At 64.7% G+C, this 6,272-nt stretch carries 5 protein-coding genes; all 5 read left to right on the forward strand.

Annotated elements, in window-relative coordinates:
• The first annotated feature begins 123 nt into the window (after positions 1–123).
• Complete coding sequence (gene sucC, locus UNPF46_RS36915; protein ID WP_142253301.1) at positions 124–1,320, forward strand: ADP-forming succinate--CoA ligase subunit beta; 1,197 nt, start codon at positions 124–126, stop codon at positions 1,318–1,320.
• Between the two features lie 4 nt (positions 1,321–1,324).
• Positions 1,325–1,804: a DUF1579 family protein gene (locus tag UNPF46_RS36920; protein ID WP_142253302.1), complete on the forward strand. Its 480-nt coding sequence runs from the start codon at positions 1,325–1,327 to the stop codon at positions 1,802–1,804.
• 36 nt (positions 1,805–1,840) lie between these two features.
• Positions 1,841–2,725 (forward strand): succinate--CoA ligase subunit alpha, encoded by an 885-nt coding sequence (sucD, locus tag UNPF46_RS36925; RefSeq protein WP_142253303.1) that lies wholly within the window; start codon positions 1,841–1,843, stop codon positions 2,723–2,725.
• Between the two features lie 137 nt (positions 2,726–2,862).
• The gene (locus UNPF46_RS36930) at positions 2,863–5,820 is read left to right on the forward strand and encodes a 2-oxoglutarate dehydrogenase E1 component (RefSeq protein ID WP_142253304.1); all 2,958 of its coding nucleotides are present in this window, start codon (positions 2,863–2,865) and stop codon (positions 5,818–5,820) included.
• Positions 5,821–5,998: 178 nt separating this feature from the next.
• Positions 5,999–6,272, forward strand: a 274-nt coding sequence (locus UNPF46_RS36935) for a biotin/lipoyl-containing protein (RefSeq protein WP_283811692.1), incomplete at its 3' end; no start/stop codon positions are given.

Genomic DNA, 6,272 nt, shown 5'->3' on the forward strand with positions numbered 1-6,272 from the left:
GGGTCGGCAGTCCAGATCGATGTCAGAGAATCCGGGTTGCAGTTCCTGTGGTATATGGTATGCCAGCCACAAGACTGAGGTGGGCCCAAGAGGTCACCGCCCGCGGGTTCAGGGAGCGACCATATGAATATCCATGAATATCAGGCCAAAGCGCTGCTGGGTGAGTTCGGCGTGCCGATCTCCAAGGGCGTGCCGGTCCTCAAAGCCTCCGACGCGGAAGCCGCCGCCAAGGCGCTGCCGGGTCCGGTCTATGTGGTGAAGAGCCAGATCCACGCCGGCGGCCGCGGGAAGGGCAAGTTCAAGGAAGCCTCGGCCGGCGACAAGGGCGGCGTCCGCATCGCCAAGTCGGCCGCGGAGGTCACCGAATTCGCCAAGCAGATGCTGGGCGCGACCCTCGTCACGATCCAGACCGGCCCCGCCGGCAAGCAGGTCAACCGCCTCTACATCGAGGACGGCTCGGACATCGACAAGGAGTTCTACCTCTCGATCCTGGTCGACCGCGAGACCTCGCGCGTCTCCTTCGTGGTCTCGACCGAGGGCGGCGTCAACATCGAGGACGTGGCGCACAACACCCCCGAGAAGATCGTGACCTTCTCGGTCGATCCCGCCACCGGAATCATGGGCCATCACGGCCGCACGGTTGCGAACGCGCTGAAGCTCTCCGGTGACCTCGCCAAGCAGGCGGAAAAACTCACCGCGCAGCTCTACGCGGCCTTCGTCGCCAAGGACATGTCGATGCTGGAGATCAACCCGCTGGTCGTGACCAAGCAGGGCCAGCTCCGCGTGCTCGACGCCAAGGTGTCGTTCGACGACAACGCGCTGTTCCGTCACCCCGAGGTGCTCGCGTTGCGCGACGAGACCGAGGAAGACGCCAAGGAGATCGAGGCGTCCAAGCATGATCTCAACTACGTCACGCTCGACGGCAACATCGGCTGCATGGTCAACGGCGCCGGCCTTGCCATGGCGACGATGGACATCATCAAGCTCTACGGCATGGCGCCGGCAAACTTCCTCGACGTCGGCGGCAGCGCCAGCAAGGAAAAGGTCGCCGCCGCGTTCAAGATCATCACCGCCGATCCCAACGTGAAGGGCATTCTGGTCAACATCTTCGGCGGCATCATGAAGTGCGACGTGATCGCCGAGGGCGTCACGGCTGCGGTTCGTGAAGTCGGCCTCAGCGTGCCGCTGGTGGTCCGCCTCGAGGGCACCAATGTCGAGCTCGGCAAGAAGATCATCAATGAATCCGGACTGAACGTGGTGCCGGCCGACAATCTCGACGACGCCGCGCAGAAGATCGTGAAGGCCGTCAAGGGAGGCTAACGCCATGGCCCAGGACCATCTCGCCGCATCATCTCCGCTTCCCGAGCACGCGCGTCTTTCCGCGTTCGCCGGCGAATGGGATGGCGAAGAGGTGGTCTTCCCGTCGCGCTGGACGGCGGGCGGACCGGCGACCTCGCGCACCGTCGCGCGCATGGACCTCAATGGATTTTATCTGATCCAGGACAGCGTCCAGATGCGCGACGGCAAGCAGGTCTTCGCCACCCACGGCATCTTCACCTACGACCGCGACGACCGGACCTACAAATTGTTCTGGTACGACTCGCTCGGCTACACGCCGCCCTCGCCCGCCTCCGGCGGCTGGGTCGGCAACACCCTGACGCTGGTGCGCGGCTCGCTCCGCGGCAATGCGCGCCACGTCTACGAAATCATCAATGAGGATTCCTACTCGTTGAAGATCCAGTTCTCGCCGGATGCGGAAGGCTGGGCCGACGTGCTCACCGGCGTCTATCGCCGCATCCACTGACCCTCTCACTCAGTTAGTTTCGCGAAAGCAGACCTCATGTCCATCCTGATCGACAAGAACACCAAGGTCATCTGCCAGGGCTTCACCGGCAAGAACGGCACCTTCCATTCCGAGGCCGCGATCGCCTACGGCACCAAGATGGTCGGCGGCACCTCGCCGGGCAAAGGCGGCTCGACGCATCTGAACCTGCCGGTGTTCGACACCGTGCGTGAGGCGCGTGAGAAGACCGGCGCGGATGCGTCGGTGATCTACGTGCCGCCGCCGGGTGCTGCGGATGCGATCTGCGAAGCCATCGACGCCGAGATCCCGCTGATCGTCTGCATCACCGAGGGCATCCCGGTGCTCGACATGGTCCGCGTGAAGCGCTCGCTCGCCGGTTCCAAGTCGCGCCTGATCGGGCCGAACTGCCCGGGCGTCATGACCGCCGGCGAGTGCAAGATCGGCATCATGCCGGCCAACATCTTCAAGACCGGCTCGGTCGGCATCGTCTCCCGCTCGGGCACGCTGACCTATGAGGCGGTGTTCCAGACCTCCCAGGAAGGCCTCGGCCAGACCACCGCGGTCGGCATCGGCGGCGACCCGGTCAAGGGAACCGAGTTCATCGACGTGCTGGAAATGCTGCTTGGCGACCCCAAGACCGAATCGATCATCATGATCGGCGAGATCGGCGGTTCCGCCGAGGAGGACGCCGCCCAGTTCCTCAAGGACGAGGCCAAGCGCGGCCGCAAGAAGCCGATGGTCGGCTTCATCGCCGGCGTCACGGCCCCTCCCGGCCGCCGCATGGGCCATGCCGGCGCGATCATCTCGGGCGGCAAGGGCGACGCCGGTTCCAAGACCGAAGCGATGAAATCGGCAGGCATTACAGTGTCCCCGTCGCCCGCACGCCTCGGCCACACGCTTGCCGAAAAATTGAAAAGCTAATTCACTTCTTCGTACTTTTCCGGGCGAAGTTTCGCAGCAAATAGGGTAAAGGGTGCCTGTCGCGCCGAGCCTCTGCCGGGGAGCTCGGCGCCAGCGCCGTTTGTTACGCGCGAACCGAAATCGCCAGGAACTCCAGTATGTCTCGCCAGGACGCGAACGCAGCCTTTGCCTTGTCATCCTTTTTGCAGGGCACCAACGCCACCTATATCGACGAAATCTACGCCCGCTACCAGAAGGACCCGTCCTCGGTCGATCCCGAGTGGCAGGAGTTCTTCAAGAGCCTGAACGACGCGCCCGCCGACATCAGCAAGAACGCGGAAGGGCCGTCCTGGGAGCGCGACAACTGGCCGCTGACCCCGCAGGACGACCTCACCTCCGCCCTCGACGGCAATTGGGCCGAGGTCGAGAAGGCGGTCGGCAGCAAGATCGCCGCCAAGGCGCAAGCCAAGGGCGCCGACATCTCCTCCGCCGACCTGCTCCAGGCCACGCGCGACTCGGTCCGCGCCCTGATGCTGATCCGCTCCTACCGCATGCGCGGCCACTTCCACGCCAAGCTCGATCCGCTCGGCATCGAAGCCCAGCGCAACCGCGAAGAGCTCGATCCGCGCACCTACGGCTTCAGCGAAGCCGATTTCGACCGCAAGATCTTCCTCGATCACGTGCTCGGTCTCGAATACGGCAGCTTGCGCGAGATCACCGCGATCTGCGAGCGCACCTACTGCCAGACGCTCGGCGTCGAGTTCATGCACATCAGCAACGCGGCGCAGAAGGCCTGGATCCAGGAGCGCATCGAGGGACCCGACAAGGAGATCTCGTTCACCCGCGAGGGCCGCCGCGCCATCCTGCAGAAGCTGATCGAAGCCGAGGGCTTCGAAAAATTCTGCGACACCAAGTTCACCGGCACCAAGCGCTTCGGCCTCGACGGCGGCGAATCCCTGATCCCCGCGCTCGAGCAGATCATCAAGCGCGGCGGCAATCTCGGCGTGAAGGAAATCGTGCTGGGCATGCCGCATCGCGGCCGCCTCAACGTCCTCACGCAGGTGATGGGCAAGGCGCACCGCGCGCTGTTCCACGAGTTCAAGGGCGGCTCGGCCAACCCCGACGCGGTCGAAGGCTCGGGCGACGTCAAATATCACCTCGGCGCCTCCTCGGACCGCGAGTTCGACGGCAACCGCATCCATCTGTCGCTGACCGCCAACCCCTCGCATCTCGAGATCGTCGATCCCGTCGTGCTCGGCAAGGTGCGCGCCAAGCAGGACCAGCACGGCGATCCCCCGGATATGCGCATCTCCGTGATGCCGCTGTTGATGCACGGCGACGCCGCGTTCGCCGGCCAGGGGGTGGTCGCGGAGTGCTTCGGCCTGTCGGACCTGAAGGGCTACCGCACCGGCGGCTCCGTGCACTTCATCGTCAACAACCAGATCGGCTTCACCACCTATCCGCGTTACTCGCGCTCCTCGCCCTATCCGTCGGATGTGGCGAAGATGATCGACGCGCCGATCTTCCACGTGAACGGCGACGATCCGGAAGCCGTCGTGTTCGCGGCCAAGGTTGCGACCGAATTCCGGCAGAAGTTCCACAAGCCCGTCGTCATCGACATGTGGTGCTATCGCCGCTACGGCCACAATGAGGGCGACGAACCGGCTTTCACCCAGCCGGTGATGTACAAGCGGATCGCGGCCCATCCCTCGACCCTGACGCTCTACTCCAAGCGCCTGATCGCCGAAGGCGTGGTGACCGAGGGCGAGGTCGACAAGCTGAAGGCCGACTGGCGCGCCCGGCTCGATGCCGAGTTCGAGGCCGGCACCTCCTACAAGCCGAACAAGGCCGACTGGCTCGACGGCAAGTGGGCGGGCTTCAAGATCGCCGACCAGGAAGAGGATGCGCGGCGCGGCGTCACCGGCGTCGACCTGCCTGTTCTCAAGGACATCGGCCGCAAGATCACCAAGGTGCCGGACGGCTTCCGCGTTCACCGCACCATTCAGCGTTTCCTCGATAACCGCGCCAAGGCGATCGAGAGCGGTAACGGCATCGACTGGGCGACAGGCGAGGCGCTGGCGTTCTGCACGCTGCTCAACGAAAACCACCACGTCCGCCTGTCCGGACAGGATTCGGAGCGCGGCACCTTCTCGCAGCGCCATTCGGTCCTGATCGACCAGGAGGACGAGAGCCGCTACACGCCGTTCAACCATCTCGGTGGCGAGCAGGGCCATTACGAAGTCATCAACTCGCTGCTGTCGGAAGAAGCCGTGCTCGGCTTCGAATACGGCTATTCGCTCGCCGAGCCGAACACGCTGACGCTGTGGGAAGCCCAGTTCGGCGACTTCGCCAACGGCGCGCAGGTCGTGTTCGACCAGTTCATCTCCTCGGGCGAACGCAAATGGCTGCGCATGTCCGGCCTCGTCTGCCTCCTGCCGCACGGTTATGAGGGGCAGGGACCGGAGCACTCCTCGGCGCGCCTCGAGCGTTACCTGCAGATGTGCGCGGAAGACAACATGCAGGTGGTCTATCCGACCACCCCGGCGAACTACTTCCATGCGCTGCGCCGGCAGCTGCACCGCGAGATCCGCAAGCCGCTGATCATGATGACGCCGAAATCGCTGCTGCGTCACAAGCGGGCGGTGTCGCGTCTCGAAGAGCTGGCGAAGGGCACCACCTTCCACCGCATCCTCTATGATGACGCCCAGATGCTGCCGAACGAGCCGATCAAGCTCGTCCCCGACGAGAAGATCCGCCGCATCGTGCTGTGCTCCGGCAAGGTCTATTACGACCTCTACGAGGAGCGCGAGAAGCGCGGCATCGACGACATCTACCTGATGCGCGTCGAGCAGCTCTATCCGGTGCCGCTGAAGGCGCTGGTGGCCGAGCTGTCGCGCTTCAAGAAGGCCGAGATGGTGTGGTGCCAGGAAGAACCCCGCAACATGGGTGCCTGGCACTTCATCGAGCCCTATCTGGAATGGGTGCTGAACCAGGTGAACGGCGCGAGCCGGCGTCCGCGTTATGTCGGCCGCGCCGCTTCCGCCGCGACCGCCACGGGTCTGATGTCCAAGCATCAGGCCCAGCTGAAGGCATTCCTGGACGAAGCACTGAGCTGAATTTTTTGAACTGCGTCATGCCCCGCCTCGTGCGCCTCCAGCGCACCGGAGCGGGGCATCCAGTAACTCGTGGCCTCCGCGTCAAGGCGAAGCGTCCCGGCTTGCTGGATGGCCCGCTTTTCGCGGGCCGTTGACGACCGACTTATGACCGCATTGGCGATCCCTTAAGGAAGAGACCATGACTGAAATTCGTGTGCCGACGCTCGGCGAATCCGTCACCGAGGCCACCATCGGCCGCTGGTTCAAGAAGGCCGGCGATCCCGTCGCCGTCGACGAGCCCTTGGTGGAGCTCGAGACCGACAAGGTCACCATCGAAGTCCCGGCGCCCTCCGCCGGCACGCTGAGCGAGATCATCGCTGCCGATGGCGCGACGGTTGCCGTGGGCGCGCTGCTCGGCCAGATCACCGACGGTGCCGGCGCGGCCAAGCCCGCCGCGGCGCCCGCCAAGCCTG

The organism is Bradyrhizobium sp. UNPF46 (assembly GCF_006658625.1).
GTDB lineage: Bacteria > Pseudomonadota > Alphaproteobacteria > Rhizobiales > Xanthobacteraceae > Bradyrhizobium > Bradyrhizobium nitroreducens.

Excerpts from the sequence above, each read along its gene's own strand:
- sucC (WP_142253301.1), top strand. The coding sequence starts at position 124 with ATGAATATCCATGAATATCAGGCCAAAGCGCTGCTGGGTGAGTTCGGC.
- UNPF46_RS36920 (WP_142253302.1), top strand. The coding sequence starts at position 1,325 with ATGGCCCAGGACCATCTCGCCGCATCATCTCCGCTTCCCGAGCACGCG.
- sucD (WP_142253303.1), top strand. The coding sequence starts at position 1,841 with ATGTCCATCCTGATCGACAAGAACACCAAGGTCATCTGCCAGGGCTTC.
- UNPF46_RS36930 (WP_142253304.1), top strand. The coding sequence starts at position 2,863 with ATGTCTCGCCAGGACGCGAACGCAGCCTTTGCCTTGTCATCCTTTTTG.